The sequence below is a fragment of the Burkholderia ubonensis genome (genome assembly GCF_001718695.1).
GTDB lineage: Bacteria > Pseudomonadota > Gammaproteobacteria > Burkholderiales > Burkholderiaceae > Burkholderia > Burkholderia ubonensis_B.
This window is the reverse complement of sequence record NZ_CP013422.1, coordinates 726,116-750,512: the sequence shown is the minus strand read 5'-3', so window position 1 is coordinate 750,512 and position 24,397 is coordinate 726,116. Positions and strand designations below refer to the sequence as shown.

The 24,397-nt window shown below is 69.5% G+C and carries 22 protein-coding genes; 9 read left to right on the top strand and 13 right to left on the bottom strand.

All coding sequences use genetic code 11. The annotated features are described in order from the left end of the window. Window positions 1-17: 17 nt before the first annotated feature. Complete coding sequence (gene aspA, locus WJ35_RS23210) at window positions 18-1,424, bottom strand: aspartate ammonia-lyase (RefSeq protein ID WP_069240091.1); 1,407 nt, start codon at window positions 1,422-1,424, stop codon at window positions 18-20. 151 nt (window positions 1,425-1,575) lie between these two features. Here aspA and WJ35_RS23205 point away from each other — a divergent pair, with 151 nt between their 5' ends. Then, window positions 1,576-2,550 carry a LysR family transcriptional regulator gene (locus WJ35_RS23205; RefSeq protein WP_069240090.1) on the top strand — a complete coding sequence of 325 codons (975 nt, stop codon included), beginning with the start codon at window positions 1,576-1,578 and terminating at the stop codon, window positions 2,548-2,550. A 159-nt stretch (window positions 2,551-2,709) separates the two neighbouring features. Here WJ35_RS23205 and WJ35_RS23200 read toward each other — a convergent pair whose 3' ends face one another. From WJ35_RS23200 to WJ35_RS23185, 4 genes are all read right to left on the bottom strand, one after another. Further along, window positions 2,710-3,774, bottom strand: coding sequence for an asparaginase (locus WJ35_RS23200; protein WP_069240089.1), 1,065 nt, complete (start codon window positions 3,772-3,774; stop codon window positions 2,710-2,712). A 408-nt stretch (window positions 3,775-4,182) separates the two neighbouring features. Continuing rightward, a complete protein-coding gene (locus tag WJ35_RS23195; RefSeq protein ID WP_069240088.1) occupies window positions 4,183-5,205 on the bottom strand; it encodes a DUF2891 domain-containing protein in 1,023 nt (340 codons plus the stop codon). A gap of 9 nt (window positions 5,206-5,214) precedes the next feature. Continuing rightward, entirely contained in the window at window positions 5,215-6,165 is a 951-nt protein-coding gene (locus WJ35_RS23190) for a DUF979 domain-containing protein (protein WP_069240087.1), read from the bottom strand. Continuing rightward, on the bottom strand, window positions 6,162-6,851 hold the full coding sequence (locus tag WJ35_RS23185) for a DUF969 domain-containing protein (protein ID WP_059461141.1): 690 nt from the start codon (window positions 6,849-6,851) through the stop codon (window positions 6,162-6,164). The genes WJ35_RS23190 and WJ35_RS23185 overlap by 4 nt, the downstream gene beginning before the upstream one ends. A gap of 489 nt (window positions 6,852-7,340) precedes the next feature. Here WJ35_RS23185 and WJ35_RS23180 point away from each other — a divergent pair, with 489 nt between their 5' ends. Together WJ35_RS23180 and WJ35_RS23175 are read left to right on the top strand one after the other, a co-directional pair. Beyond that, a complete protein-coding gene (locus tag WJ35_RS23180; RefSeq protein WP_010089051.1) occupies window positions 7,341-7,565 on the top strand; it encodes a hypothetical protein in 225 nt (74 codons plus the stop codon). Between the two features lie 282 nt (window positions 7,566-7,847). Next, entirely contained in the window at window positions 7,848-8,945 is a 1,098-nt protein-coding gene (locus WJ35_RS23175) for a diguanylate cyclase (RefSeq protein WP_069240086.1), read from the top strand. Between the two features lie 33 nt (window positions 8,946-8,978). Here the strand turns inward: WJ35_RS23175 and WJ35_RS23170 are convergent, their stop codons facing one another. Together WJ35_RS23170 and WJ35_RS23165 are read right to left on the bottom strand one after the other, a co-directional pair. Continuing rightward, a complete protein-coding gene (locus WJ35_RS23170) occupies window positions 8,979-11,228 on the bottom strand; it encodes a putative bifunctional diguanylate cyclase/phosphodiesterase (protein ID WP_069240085.1) in 2,250 nt (749 codons plus the stop codon). 334 nt (window positions 11,229-11,562) lie between these two features. Further along, on the bottom strand, window positions 11,563-12,522 hold the full coding sequence (locus tag WJ35_RS23165) for a LysR family transcriptional regulator (RefSeq protein ID WP_069240084.1): 960 nt from the start codon (window positions 12,520-12,522) through the stop codon (window positions 11,563-11,565). A 162-nt stretch (window positions 12,523-12,684) separates the two neighbouring features. Here WJ35_RS23165 and WJ35_RS23160 point away from each other — a divergent pair, with 162 nt between their 5' ends. The 3 genes from WJ35_RS23160 to mmsB all read left to right on the top strand — a co-directional run bounded on the left by WJ35_RS23160 (window position 12,685) and on the right by mmsB (window position 16,544). Continuing rightward, the gene (locus WJ35_RS23160) at window positions 12,685-14,004 is read left to right on the top strand and encodes an MFS transporter (RefSeq protein ID WP_060234038.1); all 1,320 of its coding nucleotides are present in this window, start codon (window positions 12,685-12,687) and stop codon (window positions 14,002-14,004) included. A gap of 106 nt (window positions 14,005-14,110) precedes the next feature. Next, the gene (locus WJ35_RS23155; protein WP_060234037.1) at window positions 14,111-15,637 is read left to right on the top strand and encodes a CoA-acylating methylmalonate-semialdehyde dehydrogenase; all 1,527 of its coding nucleotides are present in this window, start codon (window positions 14,111-14,113) and stop codon (window positions 15,635-15,637) included. Window positions 15,638-15,653: 16 nt separating this feature from the next. Next, a complete protein-coding gene (gene mmsB / locus WJ35_RS23150; protein ID WP_069240083.1) occupies window positions 15,654-16,544 on the top strand; it encodes a 3-hydroxyisobutyrate dehydrogenase in 891 nt (296 codons plus the stop codon). A 106-nt stretch (window positions 16,545-16,650) separates the two neighbouring features. On the opposite strand, the gene WJ35_RS23145 is transcribed toward mmsB, so the two are convergent. Together WJ35_RS23145 and WJ35_RS31555 are read right to left on the bottom strand one after the other, a co-directional pair. After that, window positions 16,651-16,983, bottom strand: coding sequence for a hypothetical protein (locus WJ35_RS23145; RefSeq protein WP_069240082.1), 333 nt, complete (start codon window positions 16,981-16,983; stop codon window positions 16,651-16,653). Between the two features lie 450 nt (window positions 16,984-17,433). Then, window positions 17,434-17,760, bottom strand: coding sequence for a hypothetical protein (locus tag WJ35_RS31555; RefSeq protein ID WP_124259930.1), 327 nt, complete (start codon window positions 17,758-17,760; stop codon window positions 17,434-17,436). 86 nt (window positions 17,761-17,846) lie between these two features. Between WJ35_RS31555 and WJ35_RS23140 the strand changes: the two genes are divergently transcribed. Next, complete coding sequence (locus WJ35_RS23140; RefSeq protein WP_069240081.1) at window positions 17,847-18,611, top strand: DUF4397 domain-containing protein; 765 nt, start codon at window positions 17,847-17,849, stop codon at window positions 18,609-18,611. Between the two features lie 51 nt (window positions 18,612-18,662). Here the strand turns inward: WJ35_RS23140 and WJ35_RS23135 are convergent, their stop codons facing one another. The 3 genes from WJ35_RS23135 to WJ35_RS32345 form a co-directional block, all read right to left on the bottom strand. Beyond that, window positions 18,663-19,223: a DUF3005 domain-containing protein gene (locus WJ35_RS23135; protein ID WP_069240080.1), complete on the bottom strand. Its 561-nt coding sequence runs from the start codon at window positions 19,221-19,223 to the stop codon at window positions 18,663-18,665. A gap of 251 nt (window positions 19,224-19,474) precedes the next feature. Then, complete coding sequence (locus tag WJ35_RS31885) at window positions 19,475-19,765, bottom strand: hypothetical protein (protein WP_050781904.1); 291 nt, start codon at window positions 19,763-19,765, stop codon at window positions 19,475-19,477. A gap of 60 nt (window positions 19,766-19,825) precedes the next feature. Further along, window positions 19,826-20,323 carry a hypothetical protein gene (locus tag WJ35_RS32345; protein ID WP_230459751.1) on the bottom strand — a complete coding sequence of 166 codons (498 nt, stop codon included), beginning with the start codon at window positions 20,321-20,323 and terminating at the stop codon, window positions 19,826-19,828. Here WJ35_RS32345 and WJ35_RS23125 point away from each other — a divergent pair. Next, a complete protein-coding gene (locus WJ35_RS23125) occupies window positions 20,322-21,488 on the top strand; it encodes a LysR family transcriptional regulator (protein WP_069240607.1) in 1,167 nt (388 codons plus the stop codon). The genes WJ35_RS32345 and WJ35_RS23125 overlap by 2 nt on opposite strands. 273 nt (window positions 21,489-21,761) lie before the next feature. On the opposite strand, the gene WJ35_RS23120 is transcribed toward WJ35_RS23125, so the two are convergent. Next, window positions 21,762-23,321 carry an MFS transporter gene (locus WJ35_RS23120; protein ID WP_069240079.1) on the bottom strand — a complete coding sequence of 520 codons (1,560 nt, stop codon included), beginning with the start codon at window positions 23,319-23,321 and terminating at the stop codon, window positions 21,762-21,764. 100 nt (window positions 23,322-23,421) lie between these two features. On the opposite strand from WJ35_RS23120, the gene WJ35_RS23115 reads away from it, so the two are divergent. After that, on the top strand, window positions 23,422-24,300 hold the full coding sequence (locus WJ35_RS23115) for a LysR family transcriptional regulator (protein ID WP_069240078.1): 879 nt from the start codon (window positions 23,422-23,424) through the stop codon (window positions 24,298-24,300). Window positions 24,301-24,397: the final 97 nt, after the last annotated feature.

The window sequence follows — 24,397 nt, the reverse complement described above, 5'->3', positions numbered from 1 at the left end:
GCGCCGCGTGGCCGAAATCAGTAAGCGCGCGGGCGGATCAGCGCTTCGGGTTGCAGCGCGTCGTCGAGTTGCGCATCGGTCATCAGCCGGTGTTCCAGCACGACCTCGCGAATCGACTTGCCGCTCTCGTGCGCCTCCTTGGCGACGGCAGTGGCGCGCTTGTAGCCGAGGTACGGATTGAGTGCGGTCGCGAGCGCCACCGAGCGCTCCAGGGTTTCGCGCAGCCGCTCGGGGTTCGCGGTGATGCCCTTCACGCACTTGTCGGCGAGCGTCATGCAGGCCGCCGTCAGGTGGCCGAAGCTGCGGAACAGCGCGCTCGCGATCACCGGCTCGAACGCGTTGAGCTGAAGCTGGCCGGCTTCGGCGGCGAAGGTCACGGTCAGGTCGTTGCCGAACACTTCGAACGCCACCTGGTTGACGACTTCCGGGATGACCGGATTCACCTTGCCGGGCATGATCGACGAGCCGGCCTGCATCGGCGGCAGGTTGATCTCGCCGAGCCCGGCGCGCGGCCCGCTCGACAGCAGCCGCAGGTCGTTGCAGGTCTTCGACAGCTTGACCGCGATCCGCTTGAGCACGCCGGAGATCTGCACGAACGCGCCGCAGTCCTGCGTCGCCTCGATGAGGTTCGGCGCGGTGCTCAGGTCGACGCCGGTGATGCGCCGCAGCGCCGCGAGCGCCTTGGCCGCATAGTCCGGATGCGCGGTGATCCCGGTGCCGATCGCCGTCGCGCCGAGATTGATCTCGCGAATCAGCGCGCCCGCCTCCTGCAGGCGCGCGATGTCCTCCGTCAGCATCACCGCATAGGTGGAGAACTCCTGGCCGAGCGTCATCGGCACGGCGTCCTGCAACTGCGTGCGCCCGAGCTTCAGGAGCCCGGCGAATGCGTCGGCCTTCTCGTCGAACGCGTCGCGCAGGTGCGCCATCGCCTCGAGCAGATGCTCGATCGCGAAGCACGTCGCGATCCGCAGCGCGGTCGGATAGACGTCGTTCGTGCTCTGCGCGAGATTGACGTGCTCGTTCGGGTGCAGATAGTCATACTCGCCGCGCGCGTGCCCCATGATTTCCAGCGCCCGGTTGCAGATCACCTCGTTCGCATTCATGTTGGTCGACGTGCCCGCGCCGCCCTGGATGATGTCGACGACGAACTGGTCGTGCAGGTGGCCTTCGCGGATCTCGACGCACGCCGCGGCGATCGCGTCGCGGTACGCCTGCGGCAGCAGCCCGAGTTCGCAGTTGGCGTCGGCGGCCGCTTCCTTCACGGCCGCCAGCGCGATGATCAGGTAGGGAAACGACGCGATGCTGCGGCCGGAAATGTCGAAGTTCTCTTTCGCGCGAAGCGTATGGACGCCGTAGTACGCCGAGTCGGGCACGTTTCGCTGCCCTAATAGATCCGCTTCGACGCGAAAGCCGCGTTCCGTCATGGTGTCCCTCCTGTTGTCTCGTTGCGCTGCCGAAAACGGCGGCGTGCACCGCTGTCCGACGCGCGGGATCGCATTCTATGCCTTTGCAGAGTGATGCTCGTTTCTGTATTATCGAAAGCGGTTTTGCGTGGAACGCAACAGCAGGAGACGGATGAACACCATGGCGAGAGACACCGGCATCGATCACCTCGGCGCGATGCGCGCATTCGTGCGGGTGGTCGAAACGGGGAGTTTTTCCGCGGTCGCGAAGGAGATGCGCGTGTCGACGTCCACCGTCGCGCGCAAGGTGTCGGCGATCGAAGAGGCACTCGGCGTGCCGCTGCTGCACCGCTCCACGCACAGCGTGACGCTGACGGAAGCCGGCAGCATCTACCACGAACGGGCCGTCACGCTGATCGCGGATCTCGACGACACGCTGCGCGTCGTCGCCGAGCTGAATGCGCGGCCCAGCGGCCCGCTCAAGCTCACCGCGCCGGTCGCGTTCGGCCGGCGCCATCTCGCGCCGCTGATCGCGCCGTTTCTCGCGCAGTACCCGACGATCCAGCTCGACGTCCGGCTGACCGACAACCACAACGACCTGGTCGCCGGCGGTTTCGACCTCGACATCCACGAAGGCGAGAACTACCTCGACAACCTGGTCGTGCAGCGGCTGTCGCGCAACGACAGCATCCTGTGCGCGTCGCCCGCCTATCTCGATCGCTGCGGGCGTCCGGCGACGCCGCAGGATCTGCAGCAGCACAATTGCCTGCGCTACGTCCACCCCGAAGGCGACCCGCGCTGGGAGCTGGTCGACGCAGACGCGCGGCACAGCATCCTGCCGGCGGGGAACCTGGTCTCGGACCACTCGGAGCTGCTGCTCGACGCCACCCGTGCGGGACTCGGCATCGCGGAGTTCGAGATCTGGCTGGTGCGTGATCTGCTGGCGAGCGGCCAGCTCGAGGTCGTCCTGCCCCGCTATCGGCTGCAGAACAAGCTGACCGGCGACTTCATCTACATGGCGTATCTGGCAAACCGGCGCAGCTCGGCGAAGCTGCGCGTGCTGAAGGACTTTCTGGCCGAACATCTCGCGCACATCGGCGAGCTGTCGGAGGTCGAGCTGATGAAGATTCGCGACGCGCTCGCGTAACCGGCGCGGCGGCGGCCGTGCAATCGCATGGCCGGCGTCGCGCCGGGCATGCGCGCGTCAGGGTCAGCGGCAGCGACATCGCCATGGTCCGTTCGGATACCGGGCTCCACGGCGTGTGCAGCGGCCGAGCGCTTTCCGCGCCCGGCGCGGCGGTTCGCGTCAGGCCGGTTGCAGCTCGAACGGGAAGCGCGCGTGACCGGTCTCGACGCCCTGCGTGTTCGGCATCGGCGGACGATGGAACGCCGCCAGTTGCTCGCGCTGCGCCGCCGTGCCGATCCGCAGCCGCTCCAGGAGCTCGCTGACGACCATGTACAGCACGTCGATGTTGCCGTCCTCGATCTTGACCGAGATGCCGAGCGCGCCCTGCGCGCCGAGTTCGCGCGTGCGTGCGCAGGCGCGCACGCCGAGCCCGTAGCACGCATCCGCGCCGAGCTTGCCGACCACCTGCCCTTCGAACGCGTTCATCAGCACCGTGCAGTAGCGGCCATCTCCGGCGACCAGCTCCGGATGCGCCGTCATCGCCCGATGGATGCGCGCGAGCGCGCGCACGCGATCGGTGGTCGCGACGCTGCCGGCTTCGACCGCATCCGCGCTGTCGGCGAGCGACGCGTAGAGACGCGCGAGCCGGTCGAGCGGAAACGCCGGCGTGGGCAGGTTGCAGCCGTCGATCGCCCACTCGACCTCATCGTCGCGCAACCCGCATGCTTCGGCGACGGCGCGCTTCACCCGCACCTGCATCGGATGGTCGGGCAGATGGTAATCCGCGATCGCCGCGCCGATCGCCTGCGCGCCGGCCAGCATGCCGACATGCTTGCCCGAGCAGTTGCTGCACACCCCGGTCGGGGTGTAATCGCGCCTGATCCATGAGCGCAGCACCGCATCCGACAGCGGCGCATGCCCGCCGCACCGCAGGTCCGATTCCTGCGCGTGCACCTTGGCCAGCATCGCGCGGGTTCGCTCGACGTGGCGGTCCTCGCTGCTGTGCGACGCGCACATCAGCGCCAGGTCCGCTTCGTCGAAGCCGAACCTGTCGGGGCCGCCCGTCTCGAGCACGGACAACGCCTGCGCCGGCTTGGCCGCCGAGCGCGCGAGCGTCATCCGGAACGGGTCGCCCAGCCGGTACAGCAGCCTGCCTTGCGCATCCACCACCGCGACGTGCGCCGCGTGCGTGTTCTCGATCGCATTTCCGCGGTACGTGACTACCGCCGCGCCGTTCGTATCCATCCTGTCTCCATTTCTCACGGCCGCGTGACCGGGCCTCGTCAAATCGAGGCGAAAGTGTATCGAGTCCCCTCCGCGCCGGGCGAAAGCGCGGATGGAAAGTGGTGTTGCGCCCGGTGCAAAGACGCTCGCTATCGTGCACGAGCGAGTCAATCGATCTAGTACAAAAACCAATCGACTATTTACATATTTGGCGACAATTCCTGGAATTGCGGACGCAAATGCGAATCATACGCATTCGAATTGACGCTCAGGATTGCCCCGAACCGCGTCCGCCGCCTGCACGCGCAGCCGGCTTGTCCATGACGATGCAGCGAACTGGCGGATGGCCGCTTTGCGCGAAACGAGAAACGGCCCGAGCAGCGAGTATGGCCGCCGCTCATGACCTTGCCGTCAGCGAGGTCTCGCGCGTCACGCCTCCAGCGCGAGCGTCGCGAACGTCGCGAGCCAGTGCTCGCCCATGTAGTCGCCGGTGACATGCGCGAGCGCGCTGCCCAGGTGCCGGTCGGCCGCGTCGAGCAAGCGCGCGCGGCGCGCATCGCCGTCCGGCAGCGCGTTCGCGAGCGCGCGCTGGCACCACGCGCGGCTCAGGTTCAAGCCGTCGAGATGCGCGATCTTGCCGTCGCTGCGGTCGCTCACCGTCGCCGGCAAGAACAGCGTCGCCGGCTCGCCGCGCGCGAGATCGGGCAGGAAGCGCGCGAACCAGGCATCGAATTCCGCCGGCGCGAGCACCCGCCGCATCAGCTCCGCCTCCATCAGCGCGGGCGACAGGAAATCGTCACCGGACGGCTCCCACGCCTGGCACGCGGCGTCGTTCAGATGCCAGCGCTTCGCGGTGTCGGCAATCAGCGCCGCAAGCCCGTCGCGCTGCGTGTCGCGCGCGAACTCGAGCGTCAGCGCCAGCGCGAACGCGGTGTTGAAATGCGTGCCGACGCGCACCGGATAGGTCGCCTTCGGCAGGAACACCTCGAAGCGCGCGACGAACGCATCGGTCAGCGGCGCGAACGCCTTCGCCCAGCGCGCGGCCTGCGGCAGCGCGCCCTTCAGCGCGAGCCGCTCGAGCTGCGCGGCGAGCGCGAGCAGCCACGCCCAGCCGTACGGCCGCTCGAAGCCGCCGTTATGCGGCAGCGCGAGATACGCGCGCTCGCCCGCGACGTGCGCGTCGGTGAAATGCGCGTCGACGACGGCGACGATGCGCTCCGCCTCCGGCAGCGTCGGGTAGCGTTCGAGCAGATGCAGCACGAGCCAGTAGCCGTGCACGCACGAATGCCAGTCGTAGCTGCCGTAGAAGATCGGATGCAGCGCGCGCGGCCCCTGCACGTCCTGCGGGCCGGCGAGCGAGTGCGTGAGCCGGTTCGGATATTCGCGCGTCAGGTGCGCGAGCGCGAGCGACGCGAATTTCGCGGCCAGCTCGGCAGTCAGTCGGTCGGTCATGGGGTCTCGTCAGTAGCGGAATACGAACGCGTACATCAGCAGCGTATTGACGGCCAGCAGCAGCACGGCGGTCGGCCACTGCGCCTTGATCACGCCGTTCTTGTCCTTCAGTTCCAGCAGCGCGGCCGGCACGATGTCGAAGCTCGCGGGCATCGGCGTCGCCAGCGTACCGCAGAAGCCGCTCAGCATCCCGATCGCCCCGAGGATCGCCGGGTTGCCGTGAAATTGATGGACGATCAGCGGCAGGCCGATGCCGGCCGTCATCACCGGGAACGCCGCGAACCCGTTGCCCATGATCATCGTGAACAGCGCCATCCCGACCGTGTATGCGGCAACGACCGCGAACGGCGAATCGACCGGCACCCAGTCGCGCACGAGCCCCGACACCACGCCGCCGACGCCCGCGAGCGCGAACAGCGCGCCGAGCGCCGCGAGCATCTGCGGCAGGATCGCGGCCCAGCCGACGGCGTCCATCGTGTGACGCGCCTCTTTCAGCGCATGAACGGGCGAATCGCGCAGCATCGCGAGCGCGACGGCGAACGCGACGAGCGTGCCGAGCACGAGCGAAATCAGCGTCACGCTCTTCGGTTCGACGAACGGCACGAGCCTGAGCACGAACGTGCCGATCAGCGTGACGACGGGAATCAGCAGCGCGGGCAGGAACAGCCGGTTGCCGAAGCGCAGCGCGTTCGCCGCGCGCCGCGCGGCCGCCGCCTCGCCGGCTTCGTCGGACTTGCCGCGGCCGAGCTTGCCCGAGCCGGCGATCAGCGCCAGCGCGATCGCGAGACAGCCCGTCACGAAGTGCGGCAGCAGCGCGCCGAACAGGAACGTCAGCGCATAGATGGCCCAGAACGCGAAATTGACGACGCGGCGCGGGTTCGTGCGATCCATCAGGTTGAAGCACGCGAACGCGGCGAACATCGCGCCGGCCACCGAGTACAGCGGTTCGAGACCGATCATCCCGCGCCCTCCCGCGCGAACGCGCCGAAGCCGCGCGACAGCCGCCGGTCGAGCAGCGCGAGCCGCGCGCAATGGATCAGCAGCGCGGCGAGCGCGGTCGGAATCGCCCACACCGACAGCTGCAGCGGCTCGATCGAGATGCCGTTCTGTTCGAGAAAGCCCTTGATCAGCAGGATCGACTGGATCGCGATGAAGATGTCTTCGCCGAAGAACACGGCGACGTTGTCGGCCGCCGAGGCGTGCGCGCGGATCTGCTGGCGCACCGACTCCGGCAGCTCGCCGTGGCGGCCGACCGCCGCGGCCTCGGCCATCGGCGCGATCAGCGGCCGCACCATCTGCGCGTGGCCGCCGAGCGACGTGAGGCCGAGCGCGGCGCTCACCTGGCGCAGCACGAAGTACAGCATCAGCACGCGCCCGGTCGTCGCCGCGTGCACGCGCGAGATCATCCGCTTCGCCTGCTCCTTCAGTCCGTTGCGCTCGAGCAGCGCGATCACCGGCAGCGTCAGCCAGATGAGGCCCATGTAGCGGTTCTCGGCGAACGCCTTGCCGAACGCGCTCACGATGCCGACGATGTCCATCCCGCCCGCCAGCCCCGTCGCGAGCCCGGCGATCGTCACGACCAGCAGCGCGTTGAAGCGCAGCGCGAAACCGATCACGACGATCGGCACCCCAATCAGCACCAGCATTGCCGCTCCTTCCGTTGGATGCGCGGCGCCGTCCCGGCACGCCGCAGGCCCGGTTTCGACCGGGTTCAGGCGGCAAAATCTAACACGAGAATTTATCGATAAAAAGTCGATGATTTGCGGCTTCGGGTAAACGTTGAAGCGTGCCGGCACGCGGCGGCGGCGCGCCGTCGGCAGGCTGCGGCGGCCGCATGGCGCCGGTGCGCGGCGCGTCGCGCCGGCACGGGCGCACGCCGGGCCGCGTGGCGCGGCACCGGTGCGGCGACCAGGGCATGTTCACGCTGATAACGGGCTTGCGAACGAGCCTTTGCGCCCGCCGGGCAAAAAGAGAGGGCGCGATAGCCGTAGTAGCTATTGCAACGACGAACGACGACGCCCTGCGCGCGCAAAGGCTCGTTCCCTGTTTGGAAAAGTTCGTTCGTGGGGCTGGCCCGTTATTAGCGCGAACATGCCCTAGACTGGAAAGCATACGCAACGTATGGGAGAGCCGCCATGATTGACGTATACGAGACCATCGGCAGCCGCGCGTTCTCCGCCCATCTGGCGAAGGACGGCATGGTGACGCTGATGGAACAGCGCCACGAAGTCGACCGCGTGACGCTCGCCACCGCCTATGCCGCGCTCGTCGAGGACGTCGAGCAGGAAGACGACCTGCGCGACGCGACCGTCGAAGGAATGATGCGGGCGCTGATACAGGGCTACGCGCGCAGCCATTGACCCGAGCCGCGCCGCCGAGGCGGCGCGTCGGCCGGCAACCCCGACCCGCGTGCGACATCGCGTCGTGCCTGCGCGGGCATCCGGCACGTTCCCGCATCCGGCGCGATAATGGCGCGCTGCGCGGCCCGCCTGCCGCTGCGTTCGGCGGTCTCGCGCGCAACCGTTGGCGCGCCGCGCCGGCATGCAGGCGCGAGCGCCGGCCGACCGGCCGCGTTCGCGCGGATCCGATCCCGATGAAACGCCGCCACACTCCCTCAGCCATCGCGCAATCCGGCATCGATCATGACCAGTGACTTCACCCGCCCGCCCGGCGGCTCGCATGCGGCGCTCGACAGCGCGCGCGGGCCGCGCACGCCGACCGCCGACACCCCGGCGATGGTGCTGCTCGTCGACGACCAGACGATCGTTGCCGAGGCGATCCGGCGCGCACTCGTCGACGAGGAAGGGATCGACTTCCACTACTGCCCGCGCTCGGACGACGCACTGGCCGTCGCGATCGACACGCGGCCGACCGTGATCCTGCAGGACCTCGTGATGCCTGGCACCGACGGGTTGAGCCTCGTGAAGGCGTACCGCGCGAATCCGGCGACCCGCGACGTGCCGATCATCGTGCTGTCGACGAAGGACGAGCCGGAGATCAAGAGCGCGGCGTTCACCGCCGGCGCGAACGACTATCTCGTGAAGCTGCCGGACCGCATCGAGCTGGTCGCGCGCATCCGCTACCACTCGCGCTCGTACGTGAACCAGCTGCAGCGCGACGAAGCGTACCGCGCGCTGCGGCAGTCGCAGCAGCAGCTCCTGCAGGCGAACCTCGAACTGCGCCGCCTCACGCACTCGGACGGCCTGACCGGCCTGTCGAACCGGCGCTATCTCGACGAGTACCTGAGCGCCGAATGGCGGCGCGGCGCGCGCGAGCACGCGGTGCTGTCGCTGCTGATGATCGACGTCGACAACTTCAAGCTGTACAACGACACCTACGGCCACGTGTCCGGCGACGACGTGCTCAAGCAGATCGCCGCCACCGTCGAGCGCTGCCTCGGCCGGGCGGGCGATCTCGCGGCGCGCTTCGGCGGCGAGGAATTCGCGGTCGTGCTGCCCGGCACGTCGCCGGGCGGCCTGCGCCTGCTCGCCGAGAAAATTCGCCTCGCGATCGAGGCGCTGAAGCTGCTGCACGAGCAGTCGTCGACCGGCCGCTACGTGACGATCAGCATCGGCGGCGCGAGCATCGTGCCGACGATCGATGCGCCGACGACCTCGCTGCTCGAGGCCGCGGACCGCGCGCTGTACCGTGCGAAGCGCGATGGCAAGAACCGCGTCGCGATCGACGTGGCCGCGCCGGCGGAGCAAGGCGGCGCGCACGGGGGCACGCCGCCCGCCTGACGCCGGAGCGCGCCGCGCGCGGCTTCGCGCGGCTTACGGCGCGACGAGCCGGCGCGCGTATTCGGCCGGCTCGAGCGGCCGGCTGAACAGGTAGCCCTGCTGCTTGTCGCAGCCGATCTGCCGCAGGAACGACGACTGCGCTTCGGTCTCGACGCCTTCGGCCGTGACCTTCATCCCGAGCGAATGCGCCATCGCGACCACGGCCTGCGTGATCGCGACCGCATCCCGGTGTTCCGGCACGCCCGACACGAACGAGCGGTCGACCTTCAGGTTGTGCAGCGGAAAGCGCTTCAGGTAGGACAGCGACGAATAGCCGGTGCCGAAGTCGTCGACCGAGATCCGCACGTTCATGTCCGCGAGCGCCCGGAGCATCGGCAGCACCGTGTCGGTGTCGTACATCAGCAGCCCTTCGGTGATCTCCAGCTCCAGCGCGGACGGGTCGAGCCCCGCCTGCGCGAGGCAGCGGTCGACCGATTCGACGAGCCCATCGTGGAACTGCCGCGGCGACAGGTTGACGGCCATCATCAGGTCCGGCGCGATCGTGCGGCGCCATTCGGCCGCCTGGCGGCACGCGGTTTCGAGCACCCATTGCCCGATCGCGACGATCAGGCCCGTGTCCTCGGCAACCGGGATGAACTCCGCCGGCGACAGCGGCCCGAGCTCCGCGCTGGTCCAGCGCAGCAGCGCCTCCGCGCCGACCGTGCGCCCGCTGCGGCCGTCGACGACGGGCTGGTACGCGAGCCGCAATGCGTTCGACGCGAGCGCGCGGCGCAGCGACTGCTCGATCGCGAAACGGCGCTGCAGCCGCTGGTTCAGTTGCGCGGTGAAGAACGTGAAGGTGTTGCGCCCGCGCTGCTTCGCGTCGTACATCGCGGAATCCGCGTTGCGCATCAGCGTTGCCGCGTCGTCGCCGTCGCGCGGCGCGAGGCTGATGCCGATCGACACGCCGAGGTAGTACTCGTTGTTCGCCACGTCGAATGGCCGCGCGATCGCGTCGATCACCTGTCGCGCGAGCGCGGCGAGATCGTCCGGCGCGTCGTAGTCGTCGACCAGGATCACGAACTCGTCGCCGCCGACGCGCGTCAATGCGTGCCGTTCGCCGACGCAGCCCGCGAGCCGCGACGCGACGCTGCGCAGCAATGCGTCGCCCGCATCATGGCCGGACGTGTCGTTGACCTTCTTGAAGCCGTCGAGATCGATGAACAGGATCGCGATGCGCGCGGCTTCGGCGGCGCCGTCGTGCACGCCGAACAGGTCGCGCATTCGATCCGCGAGCCAGCGGCGGTTGTAGAGGCCAGTCAGCGCGTCGCGCGTCGCGAGGTAGCGCAGCTTCTGCTGCGCTTCGCGCACCGGGCCCACGTCGTTGAACGAGAGCAGCACCGAGCCGGCCTGTGCGTCGCCCGGCTTCACGATCGGCACCGCGTTGCCGCTGACCCAGATCATGTCGCCGTCCGCGAGCCCGAAGCCCGCCGCATAGTCGAGCTGCGAGGCGCCCGTGACGAGCGCGCGCCGGCTCGGCCAGTCGTCCGGCGGGATCGGCGTGCCGTCCTCGTGCACCTTGTAGAGAATCACCGTCGACAGCCGGCGCCCGACCAGATCGCCCTGCACGCGCAGCATCCGGTGCGCGCTCGGGTTGCTCGCGGTCACGGTGCCGTCGCGCGACACGACGAGGATGCCCTCGTTCAGGCTGTTGACGACGAGCCGGTGATGTTCTTCGCTGCGCGCAAGCTGCCGGGCGATCCGGTCCTGGTGCACCGCGAGCCCGACGCTGCTGCTGATGTCGCGCAGCAGCGCCGTTTCCTCGTCGGTCGGCCGGCGCGGCGCGCGATGGTAGACCGCGAACGCGCCGAGCACCGCGCCCGTTTCGTCCTGGAACGGCACCGACCAGCACGCGCGCAGGCCGAGCGGCAGCGCGAGGCCCTTGTAGGCGTCCCACAGGGGGTCCGTTGCGATGTCCTCGACCGCGACCATCCGGCGTTCGTACATCGCCGTGCCGCACGAACCGACGGCCGGCCCGATCGGCAGGCCTTCGATCGCGGCGCTGTACTGTTCAGGCAGCGACGGCGCCGCGCCGACGTGCATGTGGATGCGATCCGCATCGAGCAGCAGGATCGAGCAGGCCGCCCCGTCGCCGAGCAACGCCTCGGCACGCCGGCATACCTCGAGGAGCAACTCGGGCAGCGGCGTGTTGCGCGTGATCAGCCGCAGCACGCTCTGCTCGGACGCGAGCACTTCCGCTGCGAGCCCGGCGCTGTAGCGAGAACTTTGCGGTTCGGTATTCAATATGAATGCTGCCGTCAGTTCGACCGGGCTATTGCGCCCGATTCGTTGGTTTTATGTGCACTCTTTATCGCCCCGCGTCGACAGGCCCCGCGGTGCGTCCCCTTTCGTGCCCGCCCCGAGCGCGCACGCCCTTACATTTAACACCAATCCATACAAAACAGTACTCTCGCTCGCATCGGGGCTTACGCTCAGTCAATCCACGCGGCCCCAACGGCGCCCCGATTTATCCGACGATTCACGCGCGCGCACGCCCATGGCGCCTGCCTGTGGAACCGTTTCCCGACGCTGCGCCGTCGCGCGCGGGCATGCGCCGCGCCGGCCGCCCGGCACCGCGTCACGGCGGATCGCCGACGAAGCGCAACTGCGCCGACTCCCCCATCAGCAACGCGCGATTGAGCTCGGCCGCCGCGCGCAGGTAATCCCACAGCGCCGTCACCCGCCGCAACTTCCGCAAATCCTCCCGGCAAGTCAGCCAGAAGCACCGCGTCACGACCACCTCGTCCGCCAGCACCGGCACGAGCGCCGGCTGCTGCGCGGCGATGAAGCAAGGCAGGATCGCCAGCCCCCCGCCCTGCAGCGCCGCGAAATACTGCGCGATCACGCTCGTCGTGCGCAGCCCCGCCGTCGCCCCGGGCACCGCGCGTTCCAGATACAGCAGCTCGCTGCTGAACGCGAGATCGTCGACGTAGCTGATGAACGTGTGCGCGGCCAGATCGCCCACGCCCGCAATCGGCGGATGACTCGTCAGATACGCCCGCGTCGCATAAAGCCGCAACTGGTAATCGCACAGCTTCGTGCACACGTAAGGCCCGCGCTCAGGCCGCTCGAGCGTGATCGCAAGATCGGCCTCGCGCTTCGTCAGGCTGACGAAGTGCGGCACCGGCAGCAGGTCGACCGTCACATGCGGATGCGCGGCGCGAAACTGCGCAAGCTGCGGCGCAAGAAAAAAGCACCCGAAGCCTTCCGTCGACCCGATCCGCACATGCCCCGACAGCGCATGCCCGGTATTGGCGACCTGGTCGCAGGCCGACTGCACGGTCGTCTCCATCGCATCCGCATACGCGACGAGCCGCTGCCCTTCGGCGGTCAGCACGAAACCGCCGGAGCGCGACTTGTCGAACAGCAGCGTGCCCATCGCCTCCTCCAGCGCGCGGATGCGCCGGGCGACGGTCGTGTAGTCGACGCCGAGCCGCTTCGCGGCGCCGCTCGCGCGCTGCGTGCGCGCCACTTCCAGGAAAAACCGCAGGTCGTCCCAGTTCAGGTTGCCGGATACCGGCTCGGGGTGGTGTCGCATCGGCGGGCGGGGTTCAGGTGGGAGGGTCTCCGGGCCGGCCGTCGATATGCAGATTTGCACATCCAACCGGTTTCTTTGTCGGTACTACAGGATTCTGCGCATAACTATACTCGACCGTGACCTGCGGACCACGAGCCGCGGGCAAATAACGATGGAGACGCCATGCAGACCCGATCCACCCTTGACGAGCACGCGGAGCTTGCCGCGCCCGCGCCCACCCGAACCGCGAAGGACCACCTGCTGGCCGGCTGGGCCAGCATGACCGGCACGACGATCGAGTGGTACGACTTCTTCCTGTACGGCACCGCCGCCGCGCTGGTCTTCAACCGCATCTTCTTCCCGTCGCTCGATCCCGTCGTCGGCACGCTCGCCGCATTCGGCACGTTCGCGGTCGGCTTCATCGGCCGGCCGATGGGCGGCATCGTGTTCGGCCACTTCGGCGACCGCATCGGCCGCAAGTCGATGCTGATGGTCACGCTGCTGCTGATGGGCGTGCCGAGCATGGTCATCGGGCTGATCCCGTCGTACGACAGCATCGGCTACTGGGCGGCCGCGCTGCTGATCGCGATGCGCTTCCTGCAGGGGATGGCGGTCGGCGGCGAATGGGGCGGCGCGGTGCTGATGGCGGTCGAGCATGCGCCCGCGGGCCGCAAGGGGCTGTTCGGCAGCCTGCCGCAGACGGGGGTCGGCCTCGGCCTGATCCTGTCGTCGCTCGCGATGACCGCGGTGGCGGCGCTGCCCGACGCGGACATGCTGTCGTGGGGCTGGCGCATTCCGTTCCTCGCGAGCATCGCGCTGGTCGGCCTCGGCGCGTTCATCCGCGCGAAGGTGCCGGAATCGCCGGACTTCGAGAAGATGAAGCGCCAGGGCAAGGCGGTGAAGTCGCCGGTGCTCGAAGCGATCCGCCGGCATCCGCGCGAAGTGCTGACGATCGTCGGCGCGCGCGCCGCCGAGAACACGTGGTTCTACATGGTCGTCACGTTCGCGCTCGCGTATGCAACGCAGCAGCTGCATCTGCCGAAGGCCGCGATGCTGGAGGCGATCACGGCGGGCGCCGCGCTGTCGCTCGTGACGATGCCGCTGTGCGGCCACCTGAGCGACCGCATCGGCCAGCGCCGGATGTTCGCGATCGGCCTGGTGCTGATGTGCGCGTTCGTCGCGCCATTCTTCATGATGCTCGGCACGCGGCAGACGTCGATCGCGTGGTGGGCGATCGTGCTCGGCCTCGGCGTCGTGTTCCCGATCCTGTATGCGCCGGAGTCGCTGCTGTTCGCCAAGCAGTTCCCGGCGGAGATCCGCTACAGCGGGATCTCGCTGTCGGTGCAGCTCGCGGGCGTGCTGGGCGGCGGCTTCGCGCCGATGATCGCCACGTCGCTGCTGAAGACGGGCGGCGGCCAGCCGCATTACGTGATCGCCTACCTCGTCGGGCTCGGCGCGTTCGCGCTGATCTGCACGGGGCTGATGCGCCGCGCGCGCGATTGACCGCACGATCCGCCCCGCTCCCCATTCGTTGACCTGCCGGCCGCCGCGCATGCGCGGCGGCCGCCTCCTTTCATCGCATTGCCGCTTCTTTATTCGGAGATTGTTCATGAACGCCGCCGTACCTCAAGCCACCGTCGCGCTGCCCACCGCCAAGCTGCTGATCGACGGCCAGTTCGTCGAATCGCACACCCGCGAATGGGGCGACATCGTCAACCCCGCGACGCAGGAAACGATCGGCCGCGTGCCGTATGCGACCGTCGACGAGGTCGACGCCGCGATCGCGTCCGCACAGCGCGCGTTCCAGACCTGGAAGACCACGCCGATCGGCGCGCGCATGCGCATCATGCTGAAGTTCCAGGACCTCGTGCGCCGCAACCTCGAACGCATCGCGAAAACGCTGACCGCCGAACAGGGCAAGACGCTGCCGGACGCGCAGGGCGACATCTTCCGCGGCCTCGAAGTGGTCGAGCATGCGTGCTCGATCGGCACGCTGCAGCTCGGCGAATTCGCGGAGAACGTCGCGGGCGGCGTCGATACCTACACGCTGCGCCAGCCGATCGGCGTGTGCGCGGGCATCACGCCGTTCAACTTCCCCGGGATGATCCCGCTGTGGATGTTCCCGATGGCGATCGTGTGCGGCAACACGTTCGTGCTGAAGCCGTCGGAGCAGGACCCGCTGTCGACGATGCAGCTCGTCGAGCTCGCGATCGAGGCCGGCGTGCCGCCGGGCGTGCTGAACGTGGTGCACGGCGGCAAGGTCGCGGTCGACCGGCTGTGCACGCATCCGGACGTGAAGGCGATCTCGTTCGTCGGCTCGACGCGCGTCGGCACGCACGTGTACAACCTCGGCAGCGAGCACGGCAAGCGCGTGCAGTCGATGATGGGCGCGAAGAACCACGCGGTCGTGCTGCCCGACGCGCATCGCGAGCAGACGCTGAACGCGCTCGCCGGCGCGGGCTTCGGCGCGGCGGGCCAGCGCTGCATGGCGACGTCGGTGGTCGTGCTGGTGGGCGCCGCGCGCGACTGGCTGCCGGAGCTCGTCGAGAAGGCGAAGCAGCTGAAGGTCAACGCGGGGCACGAGGCCGGCACCGACGTCGGCCCGGTCGTGTCGAAGGCCGCGCTCGCGCGCATCACGGGGCTGATCGACGAAGGCGTGAAGGCCGGCGCGACGCTGCTGCTCGACGGCCGCGGCGTGAAGGTGCCGGGCTACGAGCAGGGTAATTTCGTCGGCCCGACGATCTTCTCGAACGTGACGACGGAGATGTCGATCTACAAGGAAGAGATTTTCGGGCCGGTGGTGGTCGTGCTCGAAGCCGACACGCTCGACGACGCGATCGCGCTCGTCAACCGCAACCCGATGGGCAACGGCGTCGGCCTGTTCACGCAGAGCGGCGCGGCCGCGCGCAAGTTCCAGAGCGAGATCGACGTCGGCCAGGTCGGCATCAACATCCCGATCCCGGTGCCGGTGCCCTACTTCAGCTTCACGGGCTCGCGCGGCTCGAAGCTCGGCGATCTCGGCCCGTACGGCAAGCAGGTGGTGCAGTTCTATACGCAGACCAAGACCGTCACCGCGCGCTGGTTCGACGACGATGCGACGTCGGGCGGCGTCAACACCACGATCGCGCTGCGCTGACGCGAGGAGCCGGAACATGGAAATCGCATTCATCGGGCTCGGCAACATGGGCGGCCCCATGGCCGCCAACCTGCTCGAGGCCGGCCACGCGCTGACGGTGTTCGATCTCGACGCGCACGCGGTCGACGCCGCGATGCGCGCGGGCGCGACCGCCGCCGGCTCGCCGCGCGACGCGGCGGCGCGCGCCGCGCTCGTGATCACGATGCTGCCGGCAGCGCCGCACGTGCGCGCCGTCTATCTCGGCGACGACGGCGTGCTCGCGGGCGCGCGCGCCGGCGCGACGCTGGTCGACTGCAGCACGATCGACCCCGGCACGGTGCGCGCGATCGCCGACGCGGCCGCGCGGCGGGACTCCGCGTTCGCGGACGCGCCGGTGTCCGGCGGCACCGCCGGTGCGCAAGCCGGCACGCTGACCTTCATGGTCGGCGCTCACGCCGCGCTGTTCGAGCAGATCCGCCCGGTGCTGCTCGACATGGGAAAGAACGTCGTGCACTGCGGCGGCACCGGCACCGGCCAGATCGCGAAGATCTGCAACAACCTGCTGCTCGGCATCTCGATGATGGGCGTGTCGGAGGCGATGGCGCTCGGCGCGGCGCTCGGCATCGAGCCCGCGGTGCTGGCCGGCATCATCAACACGTCGACCGGCCGCTGCTGGAGCTCGGACAGCTGCAACCCGTACCCGGGCGTGCTGCCCGCGGCGCCCGCCGCGCGCGGCTACAGCGGCGGCTTCGCCGCGAACCTGATGCTGAAGGACCTCGGGCTCGCGACCGAAGCCGCGCGGCACGCGCGCCAGCCGGTGTGGATGGGCGCGCTCGCGCAGCAGCTCTATCAGTCGATGAGCCAGCAGGGGCTGGGCGGACTCGACTTCTCCGCGTGCGTGAAGCTGTACGACGCGCAGCCGGCGTGACGCGCCAGATGCGCGCGACACGGCCCGCGCCGCCGGTAGACGGCGGCGCGGGCCGGTAGCGCGGATTGCACGGCGGATCGCCGCAGTCGTGCGGGTGACGCGATGCTCAGCTGCGCGGGTTCGACGCCGTCTCGAAGGTCGGATGGCACTCGAACGCCAGCTCCGAGCGCGCGTCGACGCGGCGGCCGGCGCTCAGCGACTCCTGTTTCATGCTGGCGCGCATCCCGCGCTGCGTGCAGTAGCTGGTCGCTTCGCTGACGGCTTTTTCATGGGCGTCGGCCCACGTCGTCGACACGCCGACCGTGCGCGTGGACACGGTGAACACGTTCGGATTCGACGTCGTGGTCACGTCGGAGGCGGTCGAGCACGCGGCGAGCAAGCATGCAGCCGCCGCGATGGTCAACCATCGCAGGGATGGAAACAGTACTGGGATGGACATGAGGACAAGCGCGCGTCGATTCGACGGCATCGGACAACATGGGCGACAGTATGCCTGCATGATCGCCGAAGATCATGCCCTTTTCAGTGAACAGATTGTTTCGGCTGGTTAAACGATCGCTGGGCGCTCGGCGGGTGGCGCCGCCCGGGACGCGCTGTGTCGTTGCCGTGGCGCGTGGTGTTTGTGCGAGTCGACGGTTGCTTGCGGAGTCGTCGGCGCGCGGCGCATGGCGACCTGAAACTGTGCGCGCTGCTCGATGCACTGCCGATCGCTCGGCAGGACATGCATAGGTTCATGCATGGAGCACGATGCTCCGATGCGCGGGTATTCGGTCGGAGGTGCAGCGCCCCGAGCGTGTTCAGCATGTCGAGCGCCGCTGAGGTCGCCCGCATGTCACGCGTGCGTCGGCGGATGCGCATCGAACTCCCGTGTCCAGCGGACTGCTCATCATCAATGGTTTGCTCCAATCAGATCGATGCGCACGCAACCAACAAGAAGTAGCCATCGACTACGTCCACGCGCATTGCTCTCATGAATCGCGTTGCGTTTTAAACGCTTTTCCTGCATGTGCGGATCCGGCAGCGATGCGAGCCTCATCTCGTGGCGCGCCCAATCGCTCCTTTTTACAAACGTGTGCCGCGAATCGCGCGCTCGCGCATCACGCGCATCGCGCGTCGTGCGCAACGCTCCCACCGTCGGCGCGATCGCGCGCATCTCGCCGTGCGGGCACGCGCGTTGCGGCATCCATGCGCCGCCGCTCTGGCGGACAGCAATCATTCTTCAATCCAGGCGCTGCGTCCCGCGCGATGCTCCGCGCGGCGACACCGCATCGCCAGCAGGTAACTCCTGAACGAGAGGACGACATGAAATCCATTCGAACGATAGTGGCGCTGTGCTCGGTCATCACCATGCTCACGGCATGCGGTGGAGACGGCAACGACGTCGGCACCGAGCTCGGCATCTCCCATCCGCAGGGCCGCTTCATCAACGCGGTGCCGAGCGGCCCGAACCTCGACTACTACCTGAACGCGAAGATCGACGCGTCGGGCGTCGCGTACAAGGGCGTGACGCGCTATCACGACATCGATTCCGGCACGGAGAACGCCAGCTACGACGTGTCGGGCACGACGACGACCATCGCGGCGCAGACCTTCAGCGCCGCGAACGGGCACCACTACACGACGATCGCGCTGCCGAGCAAGTCGACGCTGATCTCGGTGATCGACGATCCGTTCGCCAAGCCCCTGCTGTCGGACAAGGCGCGGGTGCGCAGCTTCAACGCGTCGCCGAATGCGCAGAACGTCGACGTCTACGTCGTGGCGCCGGGCACCGACATCACGATGCAGAGCCCGACGCTGAGCGGCGCCGCGTACCAGAACGCGTCGCCGTCGTCCGGCGAGGATTCGATCTACCTGAACGGCGGCACCTATCAGGTGATCGTCACGACGGCCGGCAGCAAGGCGCCGATCCTGACGACTCCGCCGGTGACGATCAACAACAACGCCGACTGGCTGCTGCTGACGATTCCGTCGGGCGGCATCGCCGACGTGACGCCGAACGACATTCACGTGCTGGTCGCGCAAGGCAATGACGCGGATACGTCGGCGCAGGAACTCGGCCCGCAGTAAATGATGGCGGCGGATCGCCGTTCGGCGATCCGCCGCGTGACGGGCGCGCCGTCAGTTGCTGGTGCGCTCGAAACGAATCACATGCTCGACGCGTGCGCCGGCGCCATGCTCGGTCACGACGTCGACGTCGCCGACGTACGTGACCTGCCAGCCGGGCCGCGCGGCGATCAGCGGCATGTTGCCGCCCGGACGGCTTTCGAAGCCGCCGAGGCCGTCGGCCGGCGTGTTCACCGCGTTGTCGAGCGACGCGTTCGAATAGATCACGTTGTCCTGCCACTTCGACGCTCCCTGGCGCGCCTCCATGCCCTTGCCGTCGACGTCGACGGTGTTGTCGGTCGCCGCCATGTTCGCGTTGTCCAGCGTGACGATCCGGCTCGCGGCTCGGCGCACCGGATCGCCGCTGTCGCTCGTGCGGGCGTCGACGTCGATCGGCGGCAGGCCGGTCGGCGTTTTGCCCGCGACCGATTCGGGCGTTTGCGGCCGTTTGGCCACTTCGGCAGCCTGGGTCGCCGCATCCGGCATGTCGCCACCGGCCGCGGGCGTCTTCACCGGGCTCTGCTTGATCTGTTCCCGCTGCTGTTGCGGGGTTGGGTTCGATTCCGCGTTCTGCATCGCACCTCCTTGTTCGGGACCTTGCAGCGCGGTCCGGACGGGCCGCCGCCGTCGTCAGCCGGCGGCTGCGATCGGCCGCGTGACGAGCGCCATCGGCGCCGGGAATCGCTACAACGGTCCTTGCAAATCTTTCACACACGCGTAGCGCGGCCGCGCGCCCGAGAGCGCGCGTGCCGCCTGGCTCCGCCATTGCGGCGGCGCAGCGCGGGCGGTGCTGCACGTGCCGCCCGGCGCCGCCCCGCGAGGCGCGATCAGCCGCCGCTCGCGCCCGTCGTCCCCGACGCCGCGCCCGGCATGCTGGCCGCGCCGCCGGTGGTGCCGGCCGTGCCGCTGTCGGCGCCCGCCGCGCCGCTGCTCGGCGTGCCCGACGGTGCGGTCGATGGCGCGGGCGACATGCCGCCCACGGCGCTCGCGTCCGAAGTGGCGCCGGCGCCCGTGTCGGTTTCGCTCTTCTTCTGACAGCCTGCCCCCGCCGCCAGGCCGGCGATCAGGATGCCGGCGAAGACGGCCCGCGATACGTGACGAATGGAATATCGCTGCATGACACCTCCGCTTGATGTCGATGAATGGATGGAACTCACCCGTTCGCAATTCGCGTGCCGTCACCGCTGCGCGCCATTCGTTTTTTGAATGGCGGCCTGCCGAATATTTAATTTCCCATTGCCGCGCCCGCCGCCCATACTCGCGGACGAATGGGACATATGACGTCCACGGCGGTCCGCCCGCGCTGCATGCACGGCGCACGCCGCGGCCATGGAAGGAGACAACGCGTGCGACCGCAAACCCGCGTCGAAGCGATCGAACGCCGCGCCAGGCTTGCGGCGACGCGCGAACATGCGCATGCGGTTTGCCGCGGCGGACCCGCCTCGTGCATGCGCAGAAAAACCGACGCCGACAGCGAACCGGCCGCCGAATGGCCGAACGCAGATGCGGGGCGGATCGCTACTACCACTGCGCGAGCGGCCGTGAATCGCGGCGTGCCGCAGCCACGCATCGATGTCGCGCGGACGGCCTGTCGGCTGCCGGTGCATCTTCGACGGCTGGCGCACCTTCGAACGCCGACGCACCGCGTGAACGGATAGCGACATGGATAGCGACATGCGCAACCCACCGGCAAAGCACGGCGCTATCGCCGACACCCGCGACGCAGGCGGCGCGCTCGACCTGCTCGACGCGCGGCTGATGCGGCTCCTGCTCGTGCTGCTGACCGAGCGCACGGTGTCGCGCGCGGCGGTGCGCCTGAACCTGTCGCAGCCGGCGACGAGCGCGGCGCTCAAGCGCCTGCGCACGCTGCTCGGCGATCCGCTGCTGGTGCGCAGCCGCTACGGGATGGTGCCGACCGAGTTCGGCGCGCGGCTCGTCGAGCCGCTGCGCAACGCGCTGCGCGTGATCGACTTCATTCGCCATCAGCAGCCGAGGTTCGATGCGCGCACGTCGGTGCGCACCTACCGGATCGGCTGCCCCGACTACCTGAACGTGCTGTTCGTGCCGAAGCTCGTCGCGCTGTTCCGCGAGCACGCGCCGCACGCGACGCTGGTGTTCCATCCGCTCGGCGACGGCTTCGACGCCGAACGCGCGCTCGCCGACGGCGAGCTCGACGTCGTGATCGACAACCGCCCCGCCCGCGCGTCGCGATTCCGGCAGGACGACCTGTTCGACGACCGCGTCGTCTGCCTGATGCGCGCCACGCATCCGCTCGCGCGCCGCGGCGCGATGACCGCGGAGGAATTCGCGCACGCGCCGCAGTTGTGCCCGACGCCGTCGTGGCTCGAAGCGTCCGGCGCGATCGACCGGCAGCTCGAACGCGTCGGCCTGCAGCGCCGGATCGCGGTCACGCTGCCGCATTTCGAGCTCGCCGCCCATGCGCTGGTGCGCTCCGATCTGGTCCTGACCACGACCTACCGGCTCGCGAGCCACTACGCGAAGCTGTTGCCGCTGGGCATCGTTGCGCTGCCGGCTCAACCACCCGACATCACGTACCGGCTCGCCTGGGACGAAACCGGCGCCTGCGCGGACGCGGTACGCTGGCTGCGCGGGCTGATCGTCGAAGCGACGCGCGCATGGCTCGACGCAGAATCCGCGCTGCCGGCCGTCACGGCCGTCGCCGCGCGTGCGCCGACGTCCATCGCCGCACCGCTCGCCGGCGCGGCGGCCGAATCCGCGCGGCGCGGTCGACGCAGGCAACCGACGCAGTGCGACGCGACACCGCAGCCGAGCGCCGCACGCGCGACGCGCGCCCATCGGATCGCGATGAAGGCGCGCTGAGGCCGGTGTGCCGACGCGCGTGCGTGGCGTCGCGTGCGGCAGCGGTCGAACGCTCGGTAAAGACTGACATCGCCACGAACGCGACTGCGATGTCCGCGCGGCGCGGCGCCATCACCGATGCAAATGCTGCGCCGTACGATGACGGAGGCGTCGTGCATCGGCGCATCGAACGAGTTCACGAGCAGCCCGCTCGAACATGAAACGCAACCGCGGCTGCCGCACGCACCGTACCGCCACGTCACCCCGCCACATCACCCAGCCAGAACCGCCCCATCACACACCCACATCGCGCATCGGTTGCACGAGCAACCAATAGGCGACCGCAGCGCCAACCAGCGCGAGCACACCGCTCACCGTCAGTGCCGTCGAAAACCCGGCCGCGAACGCCGCCGGCGCGACGTCGTGCAGCACGCGCGCGGCCGTCGGCGGCAGGCGTGCGAGCGCCTGCGTGAGATCGCCGGCCAGCAGGCTCGACATGAACGGCGCATCGACGAACGCGCGTACGTCCGGCATCGCGGACAGCCGTCGCACGAGCTGCGCGTGCGCGCGCGCGGCGAGCACCGCGCCGAGCACGCCGACCGCCGTCACGATCGCGGAGAAGCGCGTCGTCGTGCTGATGCCGGACGCCATCCCGGTGCGGTGCGGCGGCACGCACGCCATGATCGCCTTCTGCGTGTCGCCGTTCATGATGCCGGCGCCGCATCCCGTCACGAACATCCCGAGCGCGACGAGGCGATAGTCGCCGCTCGCGGTGAGCGCCGCGGTCAGCAGGTTGCCCGCGCCGATCAGCGCGAGCCCGCCGGCCAGCACGCCGCCGGCCGGCACGCGCGCCGCCAGCGCCGCGCCGAACGATGGCCCGACGATCATCGCGAACGCGAACGGCAGCATGCCGAGCCCCGCGTCGATCGCCGACATGCCGAACGCGTTCTGCAGGTAGAGCGGCAGGAACGTCATCATCACCTGCGCGCACGCCGCGTAGCTGAACATCGCCAGCACCGCGCCGACGAAGCGCGGCGCGCGGAACAGCGCGAGGTCGATCATCGGCCGCGCCTGCCAGCGCTCCGCGGCGACGAAGCCCGCGAACAGCGCGGCGCCGAGCGCGAAGCGGCCGAGCGTGCCCGGCGACAGCCAGCCGTGCGACGGCGCGTCGATCAGCGCGGCGATCCCGCATGCGAGCGCCGCGCCGAACAGCAGGCTGCCGACGCTGTCGACGCGCTTCGCGTGCGGATCGCGCGACTCGTCGATCGCGACGCGCGCGCCCGCGGCCAGCAGCGCGCACGCCGGCAGGTTGAGCAGGAACACCCAGCGCCAGCCGATCCACTGCGTGATCGCGCCGCCGACGAGCGGCGCGACCGCGGTCGCGACGCCCATGCACATTCCCCAGACCGCCCACGCGCGCGTGCGCTCGCGCCCTTCCGGAAAGCGGTTCGCGATCACCGCCAGCGCCGCCGTCAGCAACAGCGCCGCGCCGCCGCCCTTGACCGCGCGCGCGGCGATCAGCCAGCCGGCCGACGGCGCGAGCCCGCAGCCGAGCGACGCGACGAAGAAGATCGCGAGGCCCGCGGCCAGCATCCGCCTGCGGCCGAAGCGGTCCGCGAGCCCGCCGGCGGGCAGCAGGCACGCGGCGAACGCGGTCATGTACGCGCTCACGACCCACTCGATGTCGGCGAAGCTCGCGTGGAAGCCGCGCGCGATGCTCGGCAGCGACACGGCGACCACGTTGGTGTCGAGCACGATCAGCGAACAGGTCGCGGACGCGACGGCGAGCGTCGCGGCGGCGGGCACGCGGACGGCGGCGCGCCGCTCGGCCGGCGCCGGGGAGGACTCGGACATCGGGGGCTCCGGAACAGGAAGGACGAGCCGTATGCTAGGCTTGGCCCGTATTGCCCGTCATTGATATTCCCACGCAGTTTTGTTGACGATTTCCGCAATCATGGACCGCCTCGAATTCCGTCACGTCCGCGCGTTCCTCGCCGTCGCGCGCCATCTCCACTTCGCCCGCGCGGCCGACGAGCTCGACATGGCGCCGCCGGCGCTCACGCGGCAGATCCAGGAAGCGGAGCGGCTGCTGGGCGTGCGCCTGTTTCACCGGTCGCGGCGCGCGGTCGCGCTGAGCGCCGCGGGCGAGGCCTACCTCGGCGAAGCGAGCGCCGCGCTCGAGCACCTGCAGCGCGGCCGCGAGCTCGCGGCGCTGGCCGAGCGCGGCGAGCTGGGGCGGATCGAGGTCGGCTACGTGTCGTCGGCGGTCTATTCGGGCACGCTGCAGCGCACGATCGGCGCGTTTCGCGCCGCGCATCCGCGCATCGAGCTCAACCTGCGCGAGGTGCCGATGGACGACGTCGCGAAGCAGATCGACGCGGGCCGGCTCGACGTCGCCTACGTGCGGCCGCCGATGCCGCTGCCCGGCGAACTGCGCACCGTCACGCTGCAGCGCGACGTGTTCGTCGCGGCGGTGCCGGCCGATTCGCCGTTCGCCGCGATGGCGACGATCAAGGCCGCCGCGCTGGCCGGCGCGCGCTTCGCGGTGCCCGAGCAGGAGCTCGGCACGCTGGAAGTCGCGCGACGCGGGCGCTTCGCGCCCGTGATCGCCGCGCGCCCGGGCGGGCTGCTCGCGGTGCTGGCGTGCGTGTCGGTGAACGGCTGGGTCGCCGTGATTCCGGACGCGCTCGCCCGCTGCGTGTCGCTGCCGGGCGTCGTCTACCGGCCGCTCGCGGGCAAGCCGATCACGTCCGAGCTCGCGCTCGCGTGCCGGCGCTTCGAGAAGGCGCCCGCCGTGCGCGCGTTCCTGCGCACCGTCACCGCGGCAGGCTGAGCACGCGCCGCGGCGGCCGGGCTCGTCACCGCGCGCCACCGCTCTCGCGCGAATAAGCATTGCGCGATTCGATGTTTGCCGCGGCGAAACCGATTCC

Bases quoted from the DNA above. Each gene is read 5' to 3' on its own strand.
- mmsB (WP_069240083.1), top strand. From the start codon at position 15,654: ATGGAAATCGCATTCATCGGGCTCGGCAACATGGGCGGCCCCATGGCC.
- WJ35_RS23160 (WP_060234038.1), top strand. From the start codon at position 12,685: ATGCAGACCCGATCCACCCTTGACGAGCACGCGGAGCTTGCCGCGCCC.
- WJ35_RS32345 (WP_230459751.1), bottom strand. From the start codon at position 20,323: ATGTCGCTATCCATGTCGCTATCCGTTCACGCGGTGCGTCGGCGTTCG.
- aspA (WP_069240091.1), bottom strand. From the start codon at position 1,424: ATGACGGAACGCGGCTTTCGCGTCGAAGCGGATCTATTAGGGCAGCGA.
- WJ35_RS23165 (WP_069240084.1), bottom strand. From the start codon at position 12,522: ATGCGACACCACCCCGAGCCGGTATCCGGCAACCTGAACTGGGACGAC.
- WJ35_RS23175 (WP_069240086.1), top strand. From the start codon at position 7,848: ATGACCAGTGACTTCACCCGCCCGCCCGGCGGCTCGCATGCGGCGCTC.
- WJ35_RS23180 (WP_010089051.1), top strand. From the start codon at position 7,341: ATGATTGACGTATACGAGACCATCGGCAGCCGCGCGTTCTCCGCCCAT.
- WJ35_RS23135 (WP_069240080.1), bottom strand. From the start codon at position 19,223: ATGCAGAACGCGGAATCGAACCCAACCCCGCAACAGCAGCGGGAACAG.
- WJ35_RS23125 (WP_069240607.1), top strand. From the start codon at position 20,322: ATGCGCAACCCACCGGCAAAGCACGGCGCTATCGCCGACACCCGCGAC.
- WJ35_RS23185 (WP_059461141.1), bottom strand. From the start codon at position 6,851: ATGCTGGTGCTGATTGGGGTGCCGATCGTCGTGATCGGTTTCGCGCTG.
- WJ35_RS23205 (WP_069240090.1), top strand. From the start codon at position 1,576: ATGAACACCATGGCGAGAGACACCGGCATCGATCACCTCGGCGCGATG.
- WJ35_RS23155 (WP_060234037.1), top strand. From the start codon at position 14,111: ATGAACGCCGCCGTACCTCAAGCCACCGTCGCGCTGCCCACCGCCAAG.
- WJ35_RS31885 (WP_050781904.1), bottom strand. From the start codon at position 19,765: ATGCAGCGATATTCCATTCGTCACGTATCGCGGGCCGTCTTCGCCGGC.
- WJ35_RS23120 (WP_069240079.1), bottom strand. From the start codon at position 23,321: ATGTCCGAGTCCTCCCCGGCGCCGGCCGAGCGGCGCGCCGCCGTCCGC.
- WJ35_RS23200 (WP_069240089.1), bottom strand. From the start codon at position 3,774: ATGGATACGAACGGCGCGGCGGTAGTCACGTACCGCGGAAATGCGATC.
- WJ35_RS23190 (WP_069240087.1), bottom strand. From the start codon at position 6,165: ATGATCGGTCTCGAACCGCTGTACTCGGTGGCCGGCGCGATGTTCGCC.
- WJ35_RS23115 (WP_069240078.1), top strand. From the start codon at position 23,422: ATGGACCGCCTCGAATTCCGTCACGTCCGCGCGTTCCTCGCCGTCGCG.
- WJ35_RS23140 (WP_069240081.1), top strand. From the start codon at position 17,847: ATGAAATCCATTCGAACGATAGTGGCGCTGTGCTCGGTCATCACCATG.
- WJ35_RS31555 (WP_124259930.1), bottom strand. From the start codon at position 17,760: ATGATTGCTGTCCGCCAGAGCGGCGGCGCATGGATGCCGCAACGCGCG.
- WJ35_RS23145 (WP_069240082.1), bottom strand. From the start codon at position 16,983: ATGTCCATCCCAGTACTGTTTCCATCCCTGCGATGGTTGACCATCGCG.
- WJ35_RS23195 (WP_069240088.1), bottom strand. From the start codon at position 5,205: ATGACCGACCGACTGACTGCCGAGCTGGCCGCGAAATTCGCGTCGCTC.